At 43.0% G+C, this 21,711-nt stretch carries 27 protein-coding genes; 4 read left to right on the top strand and 23 right to left on the bottom strand.

Annotated elements, in window-relative coordinates:
• Positions 1 to 4 precede the first annotated feature (4 nt).
• Genes nuoK through FBF83_RS08420 form a run of 8 tightly spaced genes read right to left on the bottom strand, consistent with a single transcriptional unit; the run spans position 5 to position 5,420 of the window.
• Positions 5 to 319, bottom strand: a complete 315-nt coding sequence (gene nuoK, locus FBF83_RS08455) for an NADH-quinone oxidoreductase subunit NuoK (protein ID WP_136946722.1) — start codon at positions 317 to 319, stop codon at positions 5 to 7.
• Positions 316 to 834 carry an NADH-quinone oxidoreductase subunit J gene (locus FBF83_RS08450; protein WP_136946721.1) on the bottom strand — a complete coding sequence of 173 codons (519 nt, stop codon included), beginning with the start codon at positions 832 to 834 and terminating at the stop codon, positions 316 to 318. The genes nuoK and FBF83_RS08450 overlap by 4 nt, the downstream gene beginning before the upstream one ends.
• Positions 831 to 1,250, bottom strand: a complete 420-nt coding sequence (gene nuoI, locus FBF83_RS08445) for an NADH-quinone oxidoreductase subunit NuoI (protein WP_136946720.1) — start codon at positions 1,248 to 1,250, stop codon at positions 831 to 833. The genes FBF83_RS08450 and nuoI overlap by 4 nt, the downstream gene beginning before the upstream one ends.
• A gap of 19 nt (positions 1,251 to 1,269) precedes the next feature.
• The gene (nuoH, locus tag FBF83_RS08440; protein ID WP_136946719.1) at positions 1,270 to 2,277 is read right to left on the bottom strand and encodes an NADH-quinone oxidoreductase subunit NuoH; all 1,008 of its coding nucleotides are present in this window, start codon (positions 2,275 to 2,277) and stop codon (positions 1,270 to 1,272) included.
• A complete protein-coding gene (locus FBF83_RS08435; RefSeq protein WP_136946718.1) occupies positions 2,277 to 3,377 on the bottom strand; it encodes an NADH-quinone oxidoreductase subunit D in 1,101 nt (366 codons plus the stop codon). The genes nuoH and FBF83_RS08435 overlap by 1 nt, the downstream gene beginning before the upstream one ends.
• Before the next feature lie 2 nt (positions 3,378 to 3,379).
• Entirely contained in the window at positions 3,380 to 4,537 is a 1,158-nt protein-coding gene (locus FBF83_RS08430; RefSeq protein WP_136946717.1) for an NADH-quinone oxidoreductase subunit C, read from the bottom strand.
• Positions 4,534 to 5,052, bottom strand: coding sequence for a NuoB/complex I 20 kDa subunit family protein (locus FBF83_RS08425; protein ID WP_048311373.1), 519 nt, complete (start codon positions 5,050 to 5,052; stop codon positions 4,534 to 4,536). The genes FBF83_RS08430 and FBF83_RS08425 overlap by 4 nt, the downstream gene beginning before the upstream one ends.
• Positions 5,043 to 5,420, bottom strand: a complete 378-nt coding sequence (locus tag FBF83_RS08420; RefSeq protein WP_136946716.1) for an NADH-quinone oxidoreductase subunit A — start codon at positions 5,418 to 5,420, stop codon at positions 5,043 to 5,045. Before FBF83_RS08420 ends, FBF83_RS08425 begins: the two co-directional genes overlap by 10 nt.
• Before the next feature lie 121 nt (positions 5,421 to 5,541).
• On the opposite strand from FBF83_RS08420, the gene FBF83_RS08415 reads away from it, so the two are divergent.
• A complete protein-coding gene (locus tag FBF83_RS08415; protein WP_169525259.1) occupies positions 5,542 to 6,009 on the top strand; it encodes a DUF1722 domain-containing protein in 468 nt (155 codons plus the stop codon).
• A 174-nt stretch (positions 6,010 to 6,183) separates the two neighbouring features.
• Positions 6,184 to 6,732 (top strand): DUF1697 domain-containing protein, encoded by a 549-nt coding sequence (locus FBF83_RS08410; RefSeq protein ID WP_136946714.1) that lies wholly within the window; start codon positions 6,184 to 6,186, stop codon positions 6,730 to 6,732.
• A 365-nt stretch (positions 6,733 to 7,097) separates the two neighbouring features.
• On the opposite strand, the gene FBF83_RS08405 is transcribed toward FBF83_RS08410, so the two are convergent.
• The 15 genes from FBF83_RS08405 to FBF83_RS08330 form a co-directional block, all read right to left on the bottom strand.
• Positions 7,098 to 7,499: a F0F1 ATP synthase subunit epsilon gene (locus FBF83_RS08405; RefSeq protein ID WP_136946713.1), complete on the bottom strand. Its 402-nt coding sequence runs from the start codon at positions 7,497 to 7,499 to the stop codon at positions 7,098 to 7,100.
• A gap of 351 nt (positions 7,500 to 7,850) precedes the next feature.
• Positions 7,851 to 9,260 (bottom strand): F0F1 ATP synthase subunit beta, encoded by a 1,410-nt coding sequence (atpD, locus tag FBF83_RS08400; protein ID WP_136946712.1) that lies wholly within the window; start codon positions 9,258 to 9,260, stop codon positions 7,851 to 7,853.
• Positions 9,261 to 9,578: 318 nt separating this feature from the next.
• The gene (locus FBF83_RS08395) at positions 9,579 to 10,442 is read right to left on the bottom strand and encodes a F0F1 ATP synthase subunit gamma (RefSeq protein ID WP_136946711.1); all 864 of its coding nucleotides are present in this window, start codon (positions 10,440 to 10,442) and stop codon (positions 9,579 to 9,581) included.
• A 49-nt stretch (positions 10,443 to 10,491) separates the two neighbouring features.
• Positions 10,492 to 12,000 (bottom strand): F0F1 ATP synthase subunit alpha, encoded by a 1,509-nt coding sequence (gene atpA / locus FBF83_RS08390; RefSeq protein ID WP_136946710.1) that lies wholly within the window; start codon positions 11,998 to 12,000, stop codon positions 10,492 to 10,494.
• Positions 12,001 to 12,019: 19 nt separating this feature from the next.
• Positions 12,020 to 12,574, bottom strand: a complete 555-nt coding sequence (locus tag FBF83_RS08385; protein WP_136946709.1) for a F0F1 ATP synthase subunit delta — start codon at positions 12,572 to 12,574, stop codon at positions 12,020 to 12,022.
• Positions 12,571 to 13,080, bottom strand: coding sequence for a F0F1 ATP synthase subunit B (gene atpF, locus FBF83_RS08380; RefSeq protein ID WP_136946708.1), 510 nt, complete (start codon positions 13,078 to 13,080; stop codon positions 12,571 to 12,573). The genes FBF83_RS08385 and atpF overlap by 4 nt, the downstream gene beginning before the upstream one ends.
• 106 nt (positions 13,081 to 13,186) lie before the next feature.
• Positions 13,187 to 13,399: a F0F1 ATP synthase subunit C gene (gene atpE, locus FBF83_RS08375; RefSeq protein ID WP_121681967.1), complete on the bottom strand. Its 213-nt coding sequence runs from the start codon at positions 13,397 to 13,399 to the stop codon at positions 13,187 to 13,189.
• A 67-nt stretch (positions 13,400 to 13,466) separates the two neighbouring features.
• Positions 13,467 to 14,177 carry a F0F1 ATP synthase subunit A gene (gene atpB / locus FBF83_RS08370; RefSeq protein WP_136946707.1) on the bottom strand — a complete coding sequence of 237 codons (711 nt, stop codon included), beginning with the start codon at positions 14,175 to 14,177 and terminating at the stop codon, positions 13,467 to 13,469.
• 19 nt (positions 14,178 to 14,196) lie between these two features.
• Entirely contained in the window at positions 14,197 to 14,565 is a 369-nt protein-coding gene (locus FBF83_RS08365; RefSeq protein ID WP_136946706.1) for an ATP synthase subunit I, read from the bottom strand.
• Complete coding sequence (locus tag FBF83_RS08360) at positions 14,566 to 14,754, bottom strand: AtpZ/AtpI family protein (protein ID WP_136947152.1); 189 nt, start codon at positions 14,752 to 14,754, stop codon at positions 14,566 to 14,568.
• Between the two features lie 529 nt (positions 14,755 to 15,283).
• Positions 15,284 to 15,913: a uracil phosphoribosyltransferase gene (upp, locus tag FBF83_RS08355; protein ID WP_048311360.1), complete on the bottom strand. Its 630-nt coding sequence runs from the start codon at positions 15,911 to 15,913 to the stop codon at positions 15,284 to 15,286.
• Between the two features lie 413 nt (positions 15,914 to 16,326).
• Positions 16,327 to 17,574 carry a serine hydroxymethyltransferase gene (gene glyA / locus FBF83_RS08345; RefSeq protein WP_136946705.1) on the bottom strand — a complete coding sequence of 416 codons (1,248 nt, stop codon included), beginning with the start codon at positions 17,572 to 17,574 and terminating at the stop codon, positions 16,327 to 16,329.
• A 137-nt stretch (positions 17,575 to 17,711) separates the two neighbouring features.
• The gene (locus tag FBF83_RS08340; RefSeq protein WP_136946704.1) at positions 17,712 to 18,281 is read right to left on the bottom strand and encodes a TIGR01440 family protein; all 570 of its coding nucleotides are present in this window, start codon (positions 18,279 to 18,281) and stop codon (positions 17,712 to 17,714) included.
• Between the two features lie 13 nt (positions 18,282 to 18,294).
• Positions 18,295 to 18,738: a ribose 5-phosphate isomerase B gene (rpiB, locus tag FBF83_RS08335; protein ID WP_136946703.1), complete on the bottom strand. Its 444-nt coding sequence runs from the start codon at positions 18,736 to 18,738 to the stop codon at positions 18,295 to 18,297.
• A gap of 2 nt (positions 18,739 to 18,740) precedes the next feature.
• The gene (locus FBF83_RS08330; protein ID WP_136946702.1) at positions 18,741 to 19,373 is read right to left on the bottom strand and encodes a low molecular weight protein arginine phosphatase; all 633 of its coding nucleotides are present in this window, start codon (positions 19,371 to 19,373) and stop codon (positions 18,741 to 18,743) included.
• A gap of 155 nt (positions 19,374 to 19,528) precedes the next feature.
• On the opposite strand from FBF83_RS08330, the gene hflK reads away from it, so the two are divergent.
• Positions 19,529 to 20,485, top strand: coding sequence for an FtsH protease activity modulator HflK (gene hflK, locus FBF83_RS08325; RefSeq protein WP_136946701.1), 957 nt, complete (start codon positions 19,529 to 19,531; stop codon positions 20,483 to 20,485).
• Complete coding sequence (gene hflC, locus FBF83_RS08320; RefSeq protein WP_136946700.1) at positions 20,478 to 21,410, top strand: protease modulator HflC; 933 nt, start codon at positions 20,478 to 20,480, stop codon at positions 21,408 to 21,410. The genes hflK and hflC overlap by 8 nt, the downstream gene beginning before the upstream one ends.
• Positions 21,411 to 21,711: the final 301 nt, after the last annotated feature.

Genomic DNA, 21,711 nt, shown 5'->3' with positions numbered 1-21,711 from the left:
TTCGCTACTTTTTAAGTGTGTTCATTTCATCAACGTTAACGGTTGCCCTGTTACGATAGAGCGCAATTAGAATGGCAAGACCAACAGCGGCTTCAGCTGCAGCAACTGTAATGGTAAAAAGGGAGAACACCTGGCCACGAATCGATGCCCCAACACCGTATTTAGCAAATGCGACAAGGTTTAGATTCACTGCGTTTAGCATCAATTCGATTGAGATGAGAACAATCACGGCATTGCGCTTTGTTAAAGCCCCGTAGAGTCCCATACAAAAAAGAAGCAGTGCTGTTACGAGAAAAGCAGAAAGTGGAACTGAACTCATGATTGCTCACCTTCCTTCTCATCCTCCTCGTCTTTCTTAGCAAGCACAACCGCTCCAACTAATGCGACGAGTAGAACAACCGAAACTAGTTCAAAAGGAATCACATAATCCGTGAACAGCATGATGCCTATTTGTTCTGTGTTATTCTCATGAAGTGTTTCCGCCTGTGGACCAAGCGAGATGGTTCGAATACCTTTAAACATAATGAGAAAGAAAAGCACGATACCTGTGAACACGACTCCTTTCTTTGCCCATCCTGTCTTCGGCTCTGCTTCTGTATGCTTTGTGAGCATGATTCCAAACAGCATAATGATGGTGATGGCACCGGAGTAGATTAAGATTTGAACGACCGCTACAAATTCAGCTGACAGCATAATGTAAAGCCCTGCAATACCCAGAAACGTTAGGACAAGCGCCATCACCATATGAATCACTTTTGTAAGGTTAAGCATGAGAAGTCCACCGGTTATTGTCACAAGAAAAAGTATGATAAAGACTAGCAGCTCACCGGTCATACTTTATTTTCCTTCCTGAGGTTTGTATCATTTTCGTCTAACCATTCCAAGTTCTTAAAAAGTTCATCACGACTAAATTCAGCGAGCTCAAAATTGTTTGTCATGATGATTGCTTCAGTCGGACACACCTCTGTGCAAAGATCGCACAGTATACAGATCTCAAAATTAATATCGTACGTTTCAATGATTTTCCCCTTTTTATTCGGATCAGGGTGAGGCTTTCCCGTTAGACTGATGCAGTCAGTTGGGCAAATAGCGACACACTGATTACAAACAATGCATTTCTCAGGATAGAACTTCTGAATGCCCCTAAATCGATCAGGCAATTCGAGTGGTTGATCTGGATATGCATACGTCACTTTTTCTTTTGTCATGTTTTTGAGGGTGTAAGCTAAGCCTTTTGCAAGTCCACGCATGTTGTGCTTCCTCCCTTATCTAGAATGATCGAAATAGTTCGATGACAATGGTCGTGAGAAAAATATTTAATAGTGCAAGTGGTAGCAGGACTTTCCATCCAAATGACATGAGCTGATCAGCTCGAAGTCTTGGAAACGTTGCTCTGATCCAGATCATGACAAACACGATCGATATGAACTTAAGACCAAACCAAATCGCACCTGGAATAAACGTTAAATATGGAATCGCCTGCCATCCGCCGAGAAAAAGAATCGTTGTAAGCGATGCCATTGCAAAAAGATAAACGTACTCGGCAAGCATAAAGAATGCCCAGCGGAACCCTGAGTACTCTACATGGTATCCCGCAACAAGCTCCGATTCAGCTTCAGGCAAATCAAATGGCGTTCGGTTCAATTCGGCTACCGACGCAATAAGAAAGATTAAGAATGCAAGCGGCTGTTTAAATAGAAATGCAACTGCTTGTTGCTCTGCAATAATGTCATTTAAATTAAGGGAGCCTGTGAGAAGAACGATACCAATCACGCTCATAACAAGCGGTATTTCATAAGAAATCATTTGTGCTGCTGAACGCATACTTCCAAGAAGTGCGTATTTATTGTTCGATGCCCACCCGCCAGCTAGTATCCCGATCGTAGTAATACCAGATATCGCAATGTAGTAAAGCAAGCCAACCCCAATGTTCGCAAATGAAATTCGCTCTGTTAGTGGTAGGACTGCAATAACGATAAATGCCGGTGCAAAAGCGATAACCGGCGCGATGATAAATAACGGTCGATCCGCATCACGTGGGATCGTATCTTCCTTTAGAAGTAGTTTAAGGACATCTGCAACGGTTTGCAGTAGCCCAAACCTACCTCCAACTCGGTTGGGTCCATGCCGTAGTTGCATAAATCCAAGCACTTTCCGCTCAGCAAGAATCGCATAGGTGACAAACCCAAGGACGACCATCAGCATCGCTGCACTTACAAGGAAAAATCCACCGGTTTGTACGTAGCTAGGTGTGGATTCAAGCATGTTTTGGATCATCAGCCATCCACCTCTCCAAGCACAATATCAATGCCTCCAAGAATGGCAATCAAGTTCGAGATATTCTCCCCTTCAAGAAGCTCAGGAAGAATTTGCAGATTATAAAAAGATGGACGACGAAACTTTAAGCGGTAAGGCTCTTTCTTCCCTTTCGATGCAATGTAACAGCCAATTTCCCCACGCGGCGATTCAATCCTGACGTACGTTTCACCAGGAGGTGGCTTAATGATTCTTGGCACTTTTGCCATGAATGCCCCTTCCTCCGGAAACTGCTCAACTGCTTGCTCAACAATTTTTAACGCCTCTTCGATTTCAGCCATTCGACAGTTATAGCGCGCCAATGCGTCTCCTTCATGGAATACGGGAACGTCGAAGTCAAATCGATCATAAATCGAATATGATTCATTTTTCCTGAGGTCCCATTTCACACCTGTACAACGAAGATTAGCCCCACTTAAGGAGTAAGTTAGCGCTTTTTCTTTAGAGTACGCTCCAACCCCTTTAATTCTCGCCATGAAAATTTCATTACCCGTGACAAGATCATGGTAGCCTGCAAGCTGCTCCCTCATATATGGAACGAACTCTCTGACTTTATCAATCCAACCCTCAGGGGCATCCCACTTCACACCGCCAACGCGCATATAGTTAAACGTCAATCTACCACCTGAGATCTCTGTTAATAGATTGATAATCGCTTCCCGCTCACGAAATGCGTAAAGAAACGGACTCATCGCACCAATATCAAGCAGGTATGTTCCAAACCAGACAAGGTGACTCGCAACTCTTCCAAGCTCCATGACAATCACACGTAAATATTCGGCCCGTTCTGGAATCTCCATCGCCATCATCGTCTCAACGGCATGGCAGAGAATGTAGTTGTTCGTCATAGCTGCAAGGTAGTCCATCCTGTCTGTATAAGGGATGATTTGCGTATATTGAAGATTCTCAGCAATCTTCTCTGTTCCCCTGTGAAGGTAACCTATGACAGGCGTTGCTTCCTTAATGATCTCTCCGTCTATTTTCAGGACGATGCGAAACACGCCGTGTGTACTGGGATGCTGCGGTCCAACATTCAAAAGCATTTCCTCAGTACGAATCATCGCTACACCTCCACATCATAAGGTTCATAGTCTTTTCTGAGCGGATGCCCAACCCAATCATCTGGCATCATGATTCGCGTTAAGTTCGGGTGTCCTAGGAAAGTAATACCAAGCAAATCATAGCCTTCTCGTTCAGGCCAGTTTGCTCCCTCCCAAAGCGAAGTTAGCGAATCAATGACAGGTTCGTTCCGATCAAGCTTTACCTTCAAGGCAACACTTTGATTATTCTGATAGGAATAAAGATGGTTATAGATCTCCATGTGCGTTTCAAAATCTGTTCCGTGTGTTTCAGAAAGATAATCAAAAGCTAGGAGCTCGTTGTATTTAAGAAACTGAGCGATCTTTAGATAAGTCTCTTTTCTCGCAACAAGAGTTGGAACATGTTTTGAGAGTCTATTGATATACGCATCCTCTAGTAGGTCTTCACCCAGGTTCTCTCGAATGATCTGAACATATCTGTCTAGAGCTGGCTGGTTTGACGACGGCTTCTCTTCTTCAATAACAGGTTCTACGGGCTTAGACCCTTTCGCCTTAGCAGCTGCAGCTGCTTTCGCTTTTGCTTTTGCCTTCGCAATGGCGATTGCCTTTGATTTTTCGTCATCGCCAGTCTCTTTTTCTGATTTCTTTTTTAATGCAGCGGCCTTTGCCTTTGCTGCTGCAGCCGCTTTCGCTTTGTCATCATAAACTACCTCACCTGATTCCTTCTTTTTCTTGAGCGCAGCCGCTTTTGCCTTGGCCGCTGCAACGGCTTTCTTTTTAGCGAGATCCAGATCCTCTTCTCCGGTAGGTTCCTCGCTTTCCTTTTTTAACTCGGTGGCTGAGTTAGACTCGAGCTCTTTTTTCTTTCGAAGTGCAGCCGCTTTCGCCTTGGCTGCTGCAACGGCTTTCTTTTTGGCGAGATCTAGATCCTCTTCTCCAGATGGTTCTAAGGTTTCTTTTTCCGCACCGTTTTGCTCAAGTTCTTTTTTCTCTCGAATCGCAGCCGCTTTTGCTTTTGCCGCTGCAACAGCCTTCTTTTTCTCAAGATCTCCGTCCGTGTTTGCTTCTGCAGCTTTCTTTGCTTCTCTCTCTTTTCTTAACTCAGCCGCTTTTTGTTTTGCTTCTTCAACGGCTTTCCGTTTTTCTTCAGCTATCTCTTCAGGTGTCTTTCCATCGGTCATCGATTGGTCACCCGCTTTCCAGTTCGTGCTTCGTAGCGAATTTTTTCCTGCAATTTATTTATTCCGTAGATAAGGGCAGCTGGATTCGGAGGGCAGCCTGGAATGTAAACATCGACGGGTACGATTTGATCGACCCCTTTTACCACCGCATATGAATTGATATATGGTCCCCCTGCTGTTGCACAGGATCCCATTGCAATGACCCACTTTGGTTCAGGCATTTGATCGTATAGACGCTTTAGAACTGGAGCCATTTTCTTCGTAACGGTTCCTGATACAATCATGACGTCAGACTGCCTTGGGGATGTACGGAAAAACGTTCCGAATCGGTCCAAATCATAATGCGACGCTCCTGAACCCATCATTTCTATGGCACAACAAGCAAGTCCAAAAGTAAGTGGCCAGAGGGAGTTACTCCTCGCCCATGCTTTTACATTCTCGAGCGTTGCTAGGAAGACATTTTGCTTCATTTCTTCGTATTCTTCTGGTGTAATGTTTTCTAAATTTAGATCCATTTCAACACCTTCTTCTTCCATGCGTATAGTAAGCCAATAAAGAGCATGATGATGAAGAGCATCATTTCAATAAATGCAAAGAAACCGAGTTTCTGATAGGCAACTGCCCACGGGTACAAGAAAACGGTTTCGACATCGAAAATGACAAATAACAATCCGAATAAATAATATCGGACATTATACTGAATCCAGCTTTGGTGGAACGGCTCAATGCCGCTTTCATAGGTTGTTTGTTTTTCTGCGGTTGGCTTTGAAGGGCGAAGGAATCTCCCAGCAGTTAGAGCAATAGCTGGAAGTAGAAGGCCAAGGATAAGAAACATAATGACAAAGAGGTAACTATTCTGGTACACGTTAAGCGATTCACCCATGAAGGTCACTCCTCTCATCGTGCTGCTAAATATGCTAGTCTTGTATACTAATTCAACATCTCTTACCTTATTCTTGCTTTTCTTTGGAAGTTTTTTTAAAATTTCGAGCAGAGGTGGTTTCATGTCAGATAAAAGAATCCGTACATTAACTGAAAAACTGTGGGCTCGTAATAAATATGCTGTTATGGCAAAAGGGTACGAGCATTACAAAAACGTTAGCAATGCATTAAAAAATGCACATACAAATGAACAGCTTCTAGGTGTTTACGAACTGTTGAAGGACACGCTAAAACTTCCTTACACTAGAAAAGGTATGCGGACAACACTAGAGCATATGTGGGGATATTTTAAAAAACAGGCAACAACTGAAGAAAAAGATTTATTTGTCATGAAACGAAACGAACTTAGCGATACTGAAATCCTTTCAGAAAAAGACATTCAATCCATTCGAACTTATTTAGTGGAACTACTCGATCGGTATCCGTCTGATTATTTGGAGCAAAGCAGTATTCTCCACCCTAACGAGAAATGGAATGAAGTATATGATCAAAAACAAATGAAGATTATTACAGAAGAAGATTATCTCTAACCGTTAAAGGACCTTCACCTTATAAGAGCGAATGATGTTTTTTAGAAGGCTGTTTTCGTAAACATTGTTTCTATAAGAGTGAGGGAGATTTCCGCTCCAATCAGCTATATTTGGTTCTTTATACAACAATTCTTTCAAAAACAATAATCTTTTGGAAAAGGGAGGAATGCCTCGTTGACGAGTTACATTGGATTTTTAAGAGGAATCAATGTAGGTGGTAAGAATAAAATAAAAATGGCTGATTTAAGAGCAATGCTTGAAGAAATGAACCTTATGAACGTAAAAACCTATATTCAGAGCGGGAATTTATTGTTTGAATCAGATCAAACAGAAGAGGATTTAAGCCAACAAATAGAAGAGCAAATCAAAAAGACATTTGACTTAACGGTACCGGTTATCTTAAGAACTGCTAAAGAGGTAGAGGAAATAAGAGATTGCTGTCCATTCAGTAAAGAACAGCTTTCTAAAGCAGAAGCCTCTTCTGCAGGGGAAAGCTTATATGTCGCGCTTTTATCTGAATATCCTTCCGAAGAAGCAATTAAAACTTTATCGTCTTTTACCTTTGAGAAAGAGGACTTTCATGTACATGGTAGGGACGTATATCTTCTTTTCTATGACAGTATTCGCAATGCTAAGATAACCACTAAGCTAAATAAAGTCGATTCCAAAGCAACGGTTCGCAATTGGAAAACAATTAATAAGTTACTTGATATGTCGACATGATGCACATTGACAAATCAAAATGATCTTTATAAACATTGTTGCGATAAGAGTAGTAGTTAATTTCCACTCTGGTATGCTCTCTTTCCGCAGTGTGAACGGTGAGCTTCTTTATAAAAGGCTCTTTTCTAAAAGATTTTTGCTTTTAAAAGAATTTTTCGTATGAGAGGTTACACTTAGCTGATTGGAGCGGAAGGATGCTCGACTCCTGAGGGATTAGCGGGACAGGTGAGCCTCCTGGAGCGGAAATCATTCGCTTTATATCAACAATCTCTCCGAAAAGAGCCTTATAAAAAACTTTCTCAAAACACCTATCTTTAGAAATGAAACAACAAAAAAGCATCAGAGGTTTGCACCTCTGATGCTTTTTATTTACCTGCCAAATCCAGGCGGTTGATTGCACGCTTGAGCGCTAGCTCAGCACGTCTGAAATCAACGTTATCCTGCTTCGCTTGATTCAAGCGTTGTTCTGCTCGTTCCTTTGCAGCACGTGCGCGTTCCACGTCAATTTCAGAAGGAATCTCAGCAGACTCAGCAAGGATCGTTACCTGCTTTGGTCTTACTTCAACAAACCCACCGCTAACGGCCAGTACATGCGTGTCTGCTCCATTTTTGAAACGGACTGCATTGATGGTAAGAGGGGCAACAAGCGGAATGTGTCCAGGTAAAATACCGAGCTCACCGCTCTTTGCTTTTACGCTGACCAATTCAGCTTCCCCTTCGTATACCGGGCCGTCAGGGGTGACTACACTGACATCCAATGTATTCATTGTACCCCTCCCTGGGTGTGGTGATCATAATTAGAAAAAGTTGGCTTATCGCCCAAATAGCAAAAGTGGGAGCAGAAGACCTAATGGGTCTCCGCCCTACTATGATCTAGCTGCATGGGCCAAATCCTCCGGCTGTTTCATTTCACCCCTTCGATTGAGACATAAAGCGTCTCATTCTCATGGCCTCCAACATCCTGCGGATTTAATCAGGCCCATTCCGCTTTTCATTGTCCAGCTACGGCTCCCGGGTCCTCGAGTCGCTTCACCTTTTCGATTGAACACAAAGAACGTGTTCATTCGAAAAGGCTCCAGCGCTTGTCGGACCCAGGCGGTCGCCTTCGCTTTTCCTTATTACGCCATTTGTTTCGCTTTTTCTACTACTTCTTCAATTGTTCCAACAAGACGGAATGCGTCCTCTGGAATGTCATCGTGTTTGCCATCAAGAATTTCTTTGAATCCTTTGATGGTTTCTTTAACTGGTACGTAAGATCCAGCCTGACCAGTGAACTGTTCAGCAACGTGGAAGTTCTGAGAAAGGAAGAACTGAATGCGACGAGCGCGAGAAACAGTTAGCTTATCTTCGTCAGAAAGCTCATCCATACCAAGAATCGCGATGATATCTTGAAGCTCTTTGTAACGCTGAAGTGTTTGTTGCACTTCACGCGCAATGTTGTAATGCTCTTCACCAACGATTTCAGGAGAAAGCGCACGGGAAGTTGAAGCAAGTGGATCCACCGCAGGGTAGATACCTTGCTCAGATAATTTACGTTCAAGGTTCGTTGTTGCATCAAGGTGAGCAAACGTTGTAGCCGGAGCCGGGTCAGTATAGTCATCGGCTGGTACATAGATTGCCTGAATTGAAGTAACAGAACCTTTATTAGTTGAAGTGATACGCTCTTGAAGCTGACCCATCTCTGTCGCAAGTGTAGGTTGGTAACCTACTGCTGATGGCATACGTCCAAGCAATGCTGATACCTCAGAACCTGCTTGTGTAAAGCGGTAAATGTTATCGATGAAGAGAAGAACGTCTTGTCCTTGCTCATCACGGAAGTATTCTGCCATTGTAAGACCAGTCAAAGCAACACGCATACGTGCGCCTGGTGGTTCGTTCATCTGACCAAATACCATTGCTGTTTTCGTAATAACGCCAGAATCTTTCATCTCGTAGTAAAGGTCATTACCTTCACGCGTACGTTCACCAACACCAGCGAATACAGAAATACCGCCGTGCTCTTGTGCGATGTTGTTGATCAGTTCCTGGATAAGTACCGTTTTACCTACACCGGCACCACCGAAGAGACCGATCTTACCACCTTTAACGTATGGTGCAAGAAGATCTACAACTTTGATTCCTGTTTCAAGAATTTCAGTAGTTGTTGAAAGTTCATCAAATACTGGTGCAAGACGGTGAATCGGATCGCGGCGAACTTCGCCAAGCTCTTCATCAAGGTCAATTTTCTCACCAAGAACGTTGAATACGCGTCCTAGTGTGATATCCCCAACTGGAACGGAGATTGGTGCGCCTGCATCAAGAGCTTCAACTCCACGTACAAGACCGTCTGTTGAACCCATTGCTACGGTACGAACAGAGTTATCGCCTAGGTGAAGCGCGACTTCAAGCGTCAACTCGATGCTCTCTTCGGCACCAGTTTGCGCTGTATAGTTAACTTTAAGGGCGTTGTAGATTTCAGGGAGCTTGCCGCTCTCAAACTTAACGTCTACAACCGGACCCATAACCTGGGTAATGTATCCCTTGTTCATCCTGTTCCCTCCTAACTTGCTTTAAGCTGCCTTTGAAAGTAAAACTTTCAAAAAGCATTTATGGTTTATCGTCGTATTGTCTAGCTACACAAGCCAAATCCTCTGGCTGTTTCACCCATTCGATTGAGACATAAACCGTCTCATTCTCATGGCTTCCAACAACCTGCGGATTTAAACGGGCTCGTTCCGCTTTTCGTGTCTAGCTACGGCTCCTGGACCCTCGATCGCTTCACCTTTTCGATTGAATACAAAGAACGTATTCATTCGAAAAGCCTCCAGCGCTTTTCGGGACCAGACAGTCCCCTTCGCTTTTCGTTATTATTCTAGTGCTGCCGCTCCACTAACAATCTCCGTTAACTCTTGAGTGATAGCCGCTTGACGTGCACGGTTGTAAGAAAGTGTAAGGTTGCCGATAAGGTCGTCTGCATTGTCAGTCGCACTTCTCATCGCTGTCATACGGGATGCGTGCTCTGCTGCTTTCGCATCAAGAAGCGCTCCGTAGATCAAGCTTTCAGCATATTGAGGAAGGAGAACTTCAAGAATTTCTTCTTCTGATGGCTCGTACTCGTAGCTTGCGAGTGACTTACTTCCACCTGTCTCAATATCGGTTAACGGAAGAAGCTTCTTCTCCGTTAGATCCTGCTGAATGGCACTTACGTAGTGGTTGTAATAAAGATATAGCTCGTCAAAAGCTCCATCTTCAAACATTCCAACTGTTCGAGAGGCAATGTCTTTAATGTCTGCGAAGGCAGGCTGATCAGAAAGACCAACGATGCTTTCAACTACAGGCATTCCGCGCTTCTTAAAGAAGGAAAGTCCAACTTTACCAGCAACGATAATCGCGTACTCATCAGTTGAGTTATGACGTTCATTAATTGTTCTGTATACATGACGTAGCACCGAGCTGTTATATGCCCCTGCAAGTCCACGGTCAGACGTGATTACCACGTAGCCCGTTTTCTTCACATCACGGCTTTCTAGCATCGGATGACGTACGCCGCTTGATCCATTGGCGATGCTTCCAACAACCTCTTGAATTTTCTCCATGTATGGAACGAATGACTTCGCATTCATTTCAGCACGGTTCAATTTCGCAGCTGATACCATCTGCATCGCTTTTGTAATCTGCTTTGTTTTCTTAGTCGATGTAATTCTCGACTTAATATCGCGTAAAGATGCCACTCATTTCACCACCTTTTAAGCTGGCCGCGGCGTTTCCGCCGCATCCCTCTTATTCAGATACTGCGAAGCTCTTTTTGAATTCTTCGATTGCACCGTTGAATTCTTTTTCGTCAGGAAGAGCTTTTGTTTCACGAATTGTATTGAAAATTTCTTTCTTATTATGTTCGATCCATGTCATCATTTCAGATTCAAAACGCTGAATATCTCCAACTGGGATATCATCAAGGAATCCACGAGTTAGTGCGTAAAGAATTGCAACCTGCTTCTCAACAGAAAGCGGCTTGTTTAGTCCTTGCTTAAGAACTTCAACCGTACGAGCACCACGGTTCAGCTTCGCTTGAGTTGCTTTATCAAGGTCAGATCCGAACTGAGCAAATGCTTCTAGCTCACGGTATGATGCAAGGTCAAGACGTAGTGTACCCGCAACTTTCTTCATCGCTTTAATCTGAGCGGAACCACCTACACGGGATACGGAAAGACCTGCGTTAACCGCTGGACGTACACCCGAGAAGAAGAGATCAGACTGAAGGAAGATCTGTCCATCAGTGATGGAGATTACGTTAGTTGGGATATAAGCTGATACGTCACCAGCTTGTGTTTCGATAAACGGAAGGGCAGTTAGTGAACCTGCTCCTTTTGCATCACTAAGCTTCGCTGCACGCTCAAGAAGACGTGAGTGAAGATAGAATACATCCCCTGGATATGCTTCACGACCTGGAGGACGACGAAGTAGTAGGGAAAGTTCACGGTAAGCAGATGCCTGCTTTGTTAAATCATCGTATACAACAAGAACGTGCTTGCCGTTATACATGAATTCTTCACCCATTGTTACACCAGCATATGGTGCAAGGAAAAGAAGTGGAGAAGGCTGAGATGCGCCGGCTGTTACAACGATTGTGTAATCAAGTGCACCCTGCTTACGAAGCGTTTCAACAACGCCACGTACCGTTGATTCTTTCTGACCAATTGCAACGTAGATACAGATCATATCTTCGTCTTTTTGGTTCAGGATTGTATCGATTGCAATTGAAGTCTTACCAGTCTGACGGTCACCGATGATTAGCTCACGCTGTCCACGTCCGATTGGAATAAGTGAGTCAATTGCTTTGATTCCTGTTTGAAGTGGCTCATGTACTGATTTACGATCCATAACCCCTGGTGCTGGGCTTTCGATCGGACGAGTTTTCGTTGTTCCAAGTGGACCCTGTCCATCAACAGGTTGTCCAAGAGGGTTAACAACACGGCCAAGAAGCTCTTCACCGACTGGAACCTCCATGATACGACCAGTACGACGAACTTCGTCACCTTCACGAATTTCAGTGTATGGTCCAAGGATAATGATACCTACGTTGCTCTCCTCAAGGTTCTGAGCCATACCCATAACACCGTTTGAAAATTCAACAAGCTCTCCTGCCATCACGTTATCGAGACCGTGGGCACGAGCAATACCATCACCAATCTGGATAACGGTACCAACATCATCAACTTTAATATCAGTTTGATAATTTGCGATTTGCTGCTTTATCAGCGCACTGATTTCTTCAGCATTGATGCTCATGCATATTCACCCCTATCTTCTAGCTCTTCGCTGAAACTAATTCTCGTTCCATGCGTTTAAGTTTACCGCTAATGCTTCCATCAAAAATGCGATTGCCGATACGGACTTTAATCCCACCGATTAAAGTAGGATCGATCACATTCTCGATCCGAAGCGTTGTTTTGCCTACTCGCTTCGCAAAAACTGCAGAAATCTTCGTCTGCTCCTCTTCACTCAAAGGCTTCACAGAGAATACTTTCGCTGCTGCTGTTTGCTGTTGTTCATAAGCGAACCTTTCAAATTGACTGACAAGATCGAAGACGATTGCAACACGCTTTCGTTCGATCAGTGTAAGAAGCGTGTTCATAACAGACGTTGAAAGAGTTGCTCCAAAGCTTGTTTGGATTAGCTCTTTTTTCTGTGCTGTTGTGAATTTTGGATGCTCAAACACGTTCATTAAGTCTGGCGTTTGGTTAAAAACTTCTTTCACAACGACCAGTTCATTCTTGACTTGCTCGACGTTATCGTTCTCACGAGCGATGTCAAAAAGGGCACCGGCATAACGTTTTGCGATTACTTCAAGATCTCTGCTCATTTCTGATCGCCTGCCTGATCAAGGTACTCATCGATAAGCTGCTTTTGAGCACGCTCATCAAGTTCCTTCTCGACAACTTTTGAAGCGATCATGACTGATAATGATGCAACCTGCTCACGCAGTGATGCAACTGCACTTTCACGTTCGCGTTTAATTTCAGCTGTAGCAGCTTCTTTCAAACGTTCAGATTCAAGGCGAGCCGCTTCGATCAATTCTTGACCTTTTTGGTCAGCCATTTGTTTCTGGTTCTCAAGCATAGCTTTCGCTTCCTGACGAACACGCTTCATTTCTTCGCGCTGCTCATTCAAGAATGCTTCAGCTTCTTTACGATTCTTTTCAGCTGAGTCGATTTCGTTAGCAATATGCTGCTCGCGATCCTTCATAATGCCCATTAAAGGTCCCCATGCAAACTTCTTAAGTAGCGCAAGAAGGACAATAAATGCGAAAAGCTGATAAATGATATCTCCCGCAGCAAATCCTGCTCCTAGAATTAAACTATTGAACACCGTGTTCACTCCCTTCAGAGGTCATACAAAACGAATGGCGAAGGTTTCATTTCGAAACTTTCTTCGCCATCATGAAACGATCCAAAATTACTATAAAGTTCTTTAATTATTGACCAAGTACGATGAAGGCAATAACAACACCGATGATCGGCAATGCTTCAACTAGTGCGATACCGATAAACATTGTTGTTTGAAGAGTTCCGCGAAGTTCTGGTTGACGAGCGATTCCCTCTACTGTACGTCCTACGATAAGACCGTTACCAATTCCGGCACCTACTGCCGCTAAACCTACTGCAATTGCAGCTGCAATTAAACCCATGCTAAACTTCCTCCTTATAATTCATAAAATAGTTTTTTATATAATGAAAACTCATTGATACCTTGTTTTAATGGTCGTCTGCCACTTTGTGTGCCATGTAAACCATTGTAAGCATTGTAAAGATAAACGCCTGAATTGTACCGACAAAGATACTGAATCCTTGCCATGCGAGCATAGGAAGAAAGGCTCCAAGCGCTCCAGCGAATGATGCGCCACCAAGTCCTGCGAGAAGTCCAAGCAGAATTTCACCGGCGTAAATGTTTCCGTAAAGACGTAGACCAAGTGTTAATGTATTGGAGAACTCCTCAATTAACTTAAACGGGAATAAGAATTTAAGAGGACTGAAAAATCCTTTTCCATATTCCTTAGGTCCTTTCATTTTCACACCGTAATAGTGTGTAAGAACCACGACCATCGTTGCTAAGGTTAGCGTGATTGTCGGATCTGCAGTTGGAGACTTCCACCATAGTTCTGAATCGATTGCAATGGCGAATGGAAGACCAAGCATATTTGATACAAAGATGTACATGAGTAACGTCATCCCAAGAAACAGGAAGCGTCCACCAGTTTTCCAATCCATCGTGCTTCCAATAAGACCTTTGACAAAGTCCATCACCCACTCAATAAAGTTCTGCAATCCAGTAGGACGCATCGCTAATGTGCGAGTTGATACAACAGCAAGAATAAAAACAATAGCAGAAGCAATTGTAATCATAAGTACATTGGAAAGATTGAAACTAATTCCCAGGAATTCATGTATAGGTGCATGATGTTCCAACAGCTTTTCACCTCTCTTCCTACTTAAAGCGTATTTTGGATATTGAATCTATGAGAATGATAATGTAGGTGATCATTAACCCAATTACCACACCTAGCAAGTTGAAGTGTTCCGGATATCTTGTTGCGATTGCGACTGCTAGTCCTGCAACGGCTAGTCTCGTTAGAAAACCGAGTGACTTCGCCTTTTTACCTTCAGCAGCTGCTTCACCAAGACGGTTGATCTTTCGGAACATGTTGAATAGGTTGTAAATGCTGAAAATTGTGCCAAGAATTAACCCGAGGAATAATGCTTTATATGAGGTAATTCCCCAACCCATTACGAAAATGGCGAGCAAATACAGGGTAAATTGCATGTAGCGGCGGAAACTTTGAGTGTATTCTGTCATCTAATCTTCCCCTGTAAACTTATGTAGAAGACGTACCAAACCATATATCCCACCACCTAGACCAAGTAAAAGCCCAATGACTAGAAAAAGTGGAAAGGTGTCGAAAAGGCTGTCTATCCATTTACCAAGAAATACTCCGGTAAGAATTGATCCAACTAAGTAAGAAAGGATCGTTGTATAGATTGCCATCGCCTTCAAATTAAGCGCCCCTTTTCTAAAAAGGTAAGTCGTTTGAAAGGTTATGTAGAGCAAATGAAAACCTTATCACTATACCCTTTGTAAGTCTACAATAGGGTCTTGTTCATGTCAATGTGTTTGGGGGAAATGGTGTGATCAAATTCACAAATAGAATTTAATTCATAAAACCCAGCATCACAAGGCATAGTAGCGCTTTCAAGAGCTGACTTGATTTATTATTCAAAAACAGGGAATGATTCCCTGTTTTATCGTATCGAATATTGTCACTATTCTTTCACATTTACAGTCATCCGACAAAATCCGCTCTTCCTTTAAGTAATAAGCTCTTATCAAAAAAATAATAGTGCTGTTGATTTCCGCTCCAGGATGCTCGCTTTCCTTGGTGCGGGCGGTGAGCCTCCTTCCGCTCCAATCAGCTAAGTGTGGTTTTAAATTTCAATAACAACATCCGATTAGAGATGAATCAACACTAAAAGCCTCCACCAATATGAAATAGGGGAGGCTCTTAATTCTTTATTTTTTACTTCGTTCCATATAGACGGTCACCGGCATCACCAAGACCAGGAACAATATATCCTTTTTCGTTCAGTTTCTCATCAAGACCTGCGATGTAAATATCAACATCAGGGTGCGCTTCATTTAGAAGCTCAACGCCTTCAGGTGCCGCAATAAGGCACATCATCTTAATGTTCTTTGCTCCGCGCTTCTTAAGGGAGTTGATCGCTTCAACAGCAGACCCACCAGTTGCGAGCATTGGATCAATTACGATGAATTCACGCTCTTCGATATCAGGTGGAAGCTTTACGTAGTATTCAACTGGCTGGAGTGTTTCAGGATCACGGTAAAGGCCAACATGCCCTACTTTTGCAGCTGGGATTAGCTTCAGAATGCCGTCTGTCATACCAAGACCCGCTCTAAGGATTGGTACAAGTCCAAGCTTCTTACCAGAAAGTACTTTCGATTTTGCTTCTGTTACTGGTGTTTTCACCATTACTTCTTCAGTTGGAAGCTCTCTTGTAATTTCATAAGCCATTAGTGCAGCTACTTCATCAACAAGTTCACGGAATTCTTTCGTTCCTGTTTTCTCGTCACGAATGTATGTAAGCTTATGCTGAATCAATGGATGATCGAACACGTATACTTTACCCATCGTATGCACTCCCCTTTTCAAGTTGTTTTCGTTCACAAATCTTCTTCGCAATTTTACAGAAAAATACGCTTCGGTTCAAGGTTTTATAAGATGATGAAATATTCACAATTATGCTCCTTGCTTAAAAGCTTCCAATAGCCCTATAAAAAAGCCGGAAGTTTGTGTTCTTCCGGCTTTAGAAACTATTTAACTAAAAATGATGTTATTCTTGAAGGTTTTGTATAAAAAGCCACACATAGCTGATTGGAGCGGAAGGATGCTCGACTCCTGCGGGACTAGCGGGACAGGTGAGACCCCACAGGAGCGTTAGCGACGAGGAGGCTCACCGCCCGCCCCGCGGAAAGCGAGCATCCTGGAGCGGAAATCAACCACTTTATAACATCAATGTTGAAAACAGTCTAGAAAAAATCTATTTAATAAGTTAGTTCCTCATACATTGGAAACTTATCAGTCAGTGCTTGAACACGCTCTTCTGCTTTTTTAAGAACATCTTCGTTTTCGAGGTCTTTTAGTACATCGCCGATGATGCTTGCGATTTCTACCATTTCTGCTTCTCCAAAACCACGAGATGTCACGGCTGCTGTTCCAATCCTCAGACCGCTTGTGACAAATGGACTTTGTAGATCAAATGGAATGGTATTCTTGTTTGTTGTAATCCCAATATCATCAAGAGCTTTTTCAGCTACTTTACCTGTAATATCAAGGCTCTGTAGATTTAGAAGCACAAGATGGTTATCCGTACCATTTGATACAAGGTTGATGCCTTCTTTTTCAAGAGCTGAAGCTAGCTTTCTTGCGTTAGAAATGACTTCCTCAGAATAAGCTTTAAACTCATCAGAAAGTGCTTCACCGAATGCTACTGCTTTAGCAGCGATAACGTGCATGAGTGGTCCACCCTGGATACCAGGGAAGATCGACTTATCAATTTTCTTCGCATACTCTTCTTTACAGAGGATCATTCCTCCACGAGGGCCACGGAGCGTTTTGTGTGTTGTTGTTGTAACAAAGTCTGCATATGGGACAGGGTTAGGATGATGTCCTGTTGCTACTAGACCTGCAATATGCGCCATATCGACCATTAAGTAAGCATCTACTTCATCTGCAATTTCACGGAATCGTTTAAAATCGATTTCACGTGGATAGGCGCTAGCTCCAGCTACAATTAATTTCGGACGATGTGTTTTTGCTTTTTCCAGAACATCATCGTAGTTAATACGCTCGGAGTCTTTGTCTACGCCATACTCAACGAAGTTATACTGGACGCCACTGAAGTTAACTGGGCTTCCGTGTGTGAGATGTCCGCCGTGTGAAAGGTTCATTCCTAGAACAGTATCTCCCTGCTCAAGGATCGTGAAATAAACAGCCATATTCGCCTGTGCACCTGAGTGAGGCTGAACGTTCACATGATCTGCGCCAAATAACTGCTTCGCGCGATCTCTTGCAATATTTTCTGCGACATCGACATATTCACAGCCACCATAATAACGACGGCCAGGATAGCCTTCCGCATATTTGTTTGTTAGAACTGACCCTTGAGCCTCCATAACGGCTTGTGACACAAAGTTCTCTGATGCGATTAGTTCAATCTTGCTGCGCTGTCTACCAAGCTCGTCTTTCATTGCCTGTAAAAGTTCTTGATCCTGCTTTGCTAGGTTTTGCATTGATATCCCCTTTCCATCCCACACAAATTTCCATTCGTTTGCACGAACAGGAGTGATTCAATCTAGTTTGCATTGTACCATAGAAGTACGGAACCGTATATTAAATTAATTGACTAAATTATCGTTCGGTTTTGAGTCTAAAAACAGTGCTCATTTTTCCCAAGATACGACGCTCGTTCTCCACCTATTAACTTTGGCCTTGATCGCGCCATCGTTAAATGGGCATGTCCAATTGACTTATGTCTGCTCCTTACAGGTACTGCTACGTGCCTAATGTGCATACCAATAAACGTATCACCGATATCGATTCCGGCATCAGCAGAAATGAACTCTACTAGGACAGGATCACTCATTTGTGAATACGCAAGCGTCGCCATGGAGCCACCTGCTCGCATCGTTGGAACAGCCGCTACAATATCATAGCCTTTCGCGTATGCTGTCTCACGTTCTACAACAAGGGCACGATTTAAATGCTCACAGCATTGAAACGCAAGTTGAACACCCGTTTCCTTCTGAAAGGAGTGAACACTTTCGTAGATGACCTCTGCAGCAGAAGTTGTACCAGCTGTTCCAATACGCTCACCTATGACTTCACTTGAACTCATTCCTATTACAAGTAAGTGACGATTCGAAAGTCGCGCATCCACTTGAAGATCCTGTAGTGCTTCAAGCGTATGTTGCGCGAGATGACGCACTTGCTCCTCCATACGTAACGCCTCCTTATGCTCTTGCTTCATACTCTGTTATTTTACTAACACGTTTAGCATGACGCCCAGCTTCATACTCGGTTTCTAGCCACACCTTTGCGATTTCTGAAGCAAGCCCAGGTCCGATAATACGCTCACCCATGGCAAGCACGTTAGAGTCGTTGTGAAGTCTCGTTGCTTTCGCACTGAAAAGATCATGAACAAGTGCGCAGCGAATTCCGCTCACTTTGTTAGCGGCAATCGACATTCCGATGCCTGTGCCACAGATCAAAATCCCACGGTCCGCTTCACCAGAAGCCACTTTTTCAGCAACGGGAATGGCGTAATCCGGGTAATCGACTGAATCATTGCAATCACACCCTAGATCTATAACGTCCATCCCAAGTTCTTTAATCACATGAACAATGTCTTCTTTAATATTAACACCAGCATGATCTGCTCCAATTGCTACTCGCATAATTATTCCTCCATACCGTTATCTTGATTTACTCGTTCAATCATTCGTTCAATTGCCGCTTCAATTTCAGCATATGTTTCCCGATACTGTTCGATCGTACCACCGAATGGATCGGAAATATCCAATGAAGGAAGCTGTTGCTCAAGTAACTGTAGTTCTTCAAGATCCTTCTTGAGCTCTGCCTCAAATTGTTCACGCTTCGTTTGCTCTGCTTCGCCTTCGAAGCTCGTAATATCATGTAAGAAAGCCGCACGCTTCATTTCAACTTCAGCCGCTTTTTGCTGATACGTATTGTATTTCTCTTCATCTTCACCGACTGCAAATTCTTTCAATGTATAGACGTTCTCAGCAAGCTCTGGGAAATCTCTTAGAACGAGTGCTTTGTGACTACTTGTCATCGTCAGAACAATGTCTCCCCACTCTGCAAGCTGTCGATCAAGCATTTGAGCCGTATGATTGAACGGAACATTCTTTTCCTCAAACAGGATCTCTACCTGTCGACTAGCTGGAGCGCCATTTGCTGCAAAAACGCCTGCTGATTTTGCTTCAATATTAACGTCTTTATTCTTCAAAACGACTTCCGCCATTGGACTGCGGCATGTGTTTCCTGTGCATACGAATAAAACTCTCACCATGACCACTTCCCTTCTCTCTTTATTATGAGAGATGGCCGTGGATAAATCCACCCTCTATCAAACTAGAATCAATGTGAAAAATTGTGGGACTTATGAAACCTTTTTGTTACCTGTACGTAATACTTGCTATAAGCAAATTAAGGGGGGGAAACCATATGTCACAAAGAAAAATCGTCATCCTATCAGGGTCCATCGTTCTGTTTCTTTTATTAGGGGTAGTTCTTGTTACAAGCTGGTATACAGTCGATGAATCTGAACAGGCGGTTATTATGACATTCGGAAAGGTAGATGAAGAAATTAGCGAAGCCGGGCTTCACTTCAAGTTGCCATGGCCAATACAACAGGTAGATATTCTGCCAAGGGAAACGTTCAGCTTAACGTTTGGTTATGATGAGGAAGATGGTGAGATCGTCGACTATCCAGAAGAAACGAAAATGGTTACTGGGGATGAAAACATCGTTCTCGCTGATCTCGTAGTTCAGTGGCGAATTACGAACCCTAAACAATTTCTCTACTACTCAGACGAACCGAAAGAAATTCTTTATAACGCAACATCAGCTTCACTAAGGGGCGTCATCGGAAGCTCTGAAATTGACGAAGCACTCACATCAGGAAAAGCGGAAATTGAGGGAAATGTGCGTGATATTCTAACGAAATTAATTGATCGATATGAGATTGGAATCTCAATTCTAGATGTAAAGCTCCAGGATGTTGAACTTCCGAATGATGAAGTACGTAAAGCCTTCACGAACGTAGTAGATGCTCGTGAACAGAAGGAAACAACGATTTATGGTGCTAGAAAATATAAGAACCAGGAACTAAGCGTTGTGGAAGGTCAGAAGGATGCACGTATATCAAGGGCTGAAGGTGATAAAGCACAGCGAATTGAGCAAGCCCGCGGAGACGTTGCAACGTTCAACGCGTTGTACAACGAATATAAAAGCAATCCTGATATTACACGACAGCGTCTTGTCCTAGAAACGCTTGAAGAAGTACTCCCTGATACGAAAATCTACATTACAGATGAAGGCGGAGACACGGTAAAGTACTTGCCAATTCAGCCGGCAAAGACTGAGACTGAAAAGCCGAAGGGAAGTGAAACGAATGAGTGATCAAAACGTATTTAATATGGATGAGCATCGTCGGAACATGAATCCACGTAAAATCGTCAAAAGTGTATTGCTCATCGTTCTGCTTATTATGATCATCGGCGCCTTTTTCAGCACAGTGTTCGTCGTGAAAGAAGGAGAATATAAAGTTATTCGACAGTTTGGTGATGTTGTAACAATTGAAACAGAGCCAGGATTGAAATTTAAGATTCCATTTATTCAGTCTGTCACGACCCTACCTAAATACAAGATGCTATATGATGTAAATCCTGAGGAAATTACGACTAGGGATAAAAAACGAATGACGGTAGACAATTATGCTGTTTGGTCTGTTAGCGATCCCAAGGATATGATTACGAACGCCAGGACAATTGAAAACGCCGAAGCCAAAATGGGCGAATTTATTTTCTCGGTAATTCGTTCAGAGCTAGGGCAATTGGAATACGAAGAAATCATCAACGAAGAAAAATCAAATCGAGGTAGTTTTAATGACAACGTTCGCGAACGTGTGAATAAATTGCTTGAGCGCGACGCATATGGCATTCAAGTAACGGATGTACGTATGAAACGAACAGACCTCCCTGATGCAAACGAACAATCGGTGTTCCAACGCATGATTTCAGAACGGGAATCGAAAGCTCAGGAATACTTATCACAGGGTGACGCTGATTCAGACCGAATTAAAGCAGAAACGGACAAAGAAGTCGATACGATTCTAGCAAAAGCAGATGCTGATGCACAGGAAATACGCGCAGAAGGTGAATCTGAAGCTGCGAAGATCTACAACAAAGCATTCAGTAAGGATCCTGAGTTCTACGAGCTATACAGAACGCTTGAATCTTATAAGACAACGCTAAATGACGAAACGGTTATAATGTTGCCAGCTGATTCTCCATACGCAAGACTGCTACAAGGAATTACCGAATAACGCCAAAGACAAAGCCGCTGATTTCTCAGCGGCTTTTTATTATGTAACGATTTAGTAGGAAAATGTTATTTCAAACTATATATCCCTTTAAATCCTTCTATTTCCAGTAACACCAAGATGTCAGCTTCAAAATACCATTAGGAAGACCTATTAAGATATACTCAAAATCAATGATAAATGACCTATTCCTTTTCCATTTAATTCTTGAAATATTTCAATTAAACAAAATTCAACATATTTTGTTAATATTCTTTTAATATTCCTTCGTTAGGATACAGAAGTACCAGTTAACTTCTAAGGA

Origin of the sequence: Guptibacillus hwajinpoensis (genome assembly GCF_005144865.1) — a bacterium.
Taxonomy (GTDB): domain Bacteria; phylum Bacillota; class Bacilli; order Bacillales; family Guptibacillaceae; genus Guptibacillus; species Guptibacillus hwajinpoensis_A.
Note: the sequence above shows the minus strand (reverse complement) of the source record. Positions and strands in the feature narration are given on the sequence as shown.